Origin of the sequence: Thiorhodococcus mannitoliphagus, from assembly GCF_010915725.1 — a bacterium.
In the GTDB taxonomy this organism is placed as follows: domain Bacteria; phylum Pseudomonadota; class Gammaproteobacteria; order Chromatiales; family Chromatiaceae; genus Thiorhodococcus; species Thiorhodococcus mannitoliphagus.
The window spans coordinates 1-1,730 of record NZ_JAAIJR010000311.1; the positions used below are offsets into that span (position 1 = coordinate 1).

The following is a 1,730-nucleotide window of genomic DNA, read 5'->3' on the forward strand; positions in this document are numbered from 1 at the left end:
CGCCACGATCCCGGGCTTGTCCAACAACCGGTTCAGATCGTCGCTCGCTTCGCTCGGACGATCTAACCTTATTCGTTGGGCTCTCGCTATGCATACTTGAAGACCGGAGTCTCGATGATTCGATCAGGGCGCTTACCGCCTTTGATGAGCCTCTGGATATGTTCGACTGTATCCGGCGAGAAGAACTCCTCTCCAGTTTCCTGGCAGACACGAGCCGGAACCTGTTCAACCACGTAGAGCTTGCCCTTGTACTCAAGCGTGTAGGTAACTGTCTTATCGACCATAGTTTCTTTCATGGATATCTCCACATTTTTCAGCTTATCCTGATGCGGTCATCAATCCACTGGCTCGGATCTGGGTCGTAAATCGTGATGGCCTTTAGTATCGAACGACTCGGATAGCTGCAAAGCACGTGAAGCGCACGTCCCGAACTGGTGTACCCTAGAACGAGGCAGCTCGGACCATACTTGTCATCCGGGTAATCCTCAATGATTTCGATGTTACCCACCAACGCCTCTTCCAATTCGCCCACGCTGATGTCGCGGCGAATACTCTGATCCACCGCGTGTCGAGAGAACTCGTAGCTCCGGGAACGGATCTTCTCTTGGATGCCGGTGATAATCATATCCTGAAGCCACAAGGAATGAGCGGTCAGCGCGAATCTTTGTGCCCAACGCCCGAGATAAGCCGCCCCGCGCGTAGAACGACGATTGAGATCCAGCACGGCGCGGACCGCGCGGGGTCAGCTTGAGCGCCGTGTTAGCTTCCTGTCTTTTGGAGCAAATATTTTGGACCGGGATTAAGCACAGGGCGTTTTGATTGCGCTTCTCGCTCTCGGAGTGCGGCAATAATGCGCCGGAGATCATGTCCGTAAGCGGAGGCATGTTCTTCCCGGTGCTTTCGCATTTCCTCGACGATAGGGTCTTCAACCATTAGATGTGCCTCCGAGTTCTTCCGGCGAGCAAAGCAAGGGACAAACGTAGCCGAGGGATTCAACGATTCGAGTGATCAATTTCTTGGTTTCGGCGTTGTTGATATGCTTGAAATTCCAGGTAAGCAGATAATCAACTCCTTGAGTTGCAGCGATAGCGATGTAAAGGGCGTCATCCTCGCTGCCAGCGGGTATAGCCTTTTCTGCAATGAGTCTTTCAGAGAGTAAGAGAGCGTTATCCGTAGCGGCTAGGCTTGGAATTCGTTCAATGAGTGCAAGTCGGCGTTCAGCAGCCGAAGGATCTCCGCGCCCGATTTCGTCCTCAACCAGAGCCGATACTCTCAAGTCAAAGCGCTGTTTCTCGTTTTCCCACCACTCAAGCGTAAGTGCTTGCCGGCCTGCGATGATGATATCGCGACTGGGACGAGAAACCAGATAGCTGATTACCGAGGACTCAATGTAGACAACAGGCTTCATTTGCTTTGGTTCGGTTGCCACGTTTCTCGGAAGCTAACGTTGCAAATCAGCCGACCCAAAAGCGCGCGTGGCACTGAAGCATGAAATAAGTAGCGAGTTCGACGCGCGCTTTTGGGGTCGGCTGCATTTGCCGTGTTAGCCGTATCATGGCTCTTCAATTCCAAGGTCTCTGCAAATTTTTCGCGCCATCAATTCTTTCATTTCATTGTGTCGCGGTACGGCCGTCATCTCGCCGGTGTTTTTGTGGCTCTCCCGGAATTCAGGTGATCGATAAAATGCTTTGATAACAGTCACTTGAACTCGAATTATCGGTACACAGAAG

At 52.1% G+C, this 1,730-nt stretch carries 3 protein-coding genes; all 3 read right to left on the reverse strand.

Annotation, left to right across the window (positions count from 1 at the left end; genetic code table 11):
* Positions 1 to 86: 86 nt before the first annotated feature.
* The 3 genes from G3480_RS26440 to G3480_RS26450 all read right to left on the reverse strand — a co-directional run bounded on the left by G3480_RS26440 (position 87) and on the right by G3480_RS26450 (position 1,429).
* Positions 87 to 296: a type II toxin-antitoxin system MqsA family antitoxin gene (locus G3480_RS26440; RefSeq protein ID WP_164657175.1), complete on the reverse strand. Its 210-nt coding sequence runs from the start codon at positions 294 to 296 to the stop codon at positions 87 to 89.
* A gap of 17 nt (positions 297 to 313) precedes the next feature.
* Positions 314 to 724, reverse strand: coding sequence for a DUF4258 domain-containing protein (locus G3480_RS26445; RefSeq protein ID WP_206171925.1), 411 nt, complete (start codon positions 722 to 724; stop codon positions 314 to 316).
* Positions 725 to 925: 201 nt separating this feature from the next.
* A complete protein-coding gene (locus G3480_RS26450) occupies positions 926 to 1,429 on the reverse strand; it encodes a type II toxin-antitoxin system VapC family toxin (RefSeq protein WP_338114236.1) in 504 nt (167 codons plus the stop codon).
* Between the last annotated feature and the right edge of the window lie 301 nt (positions 1,430 to 1,730).

Coding starts and splice junctions, on each gene's coding strand:
- G3480_RS26440 (WP_164657175.1), bottom strand. CDS start 296: ATGAAAGAAACTATGGTCGATAAGACAGTTACCTACACGCTTGAGTAC.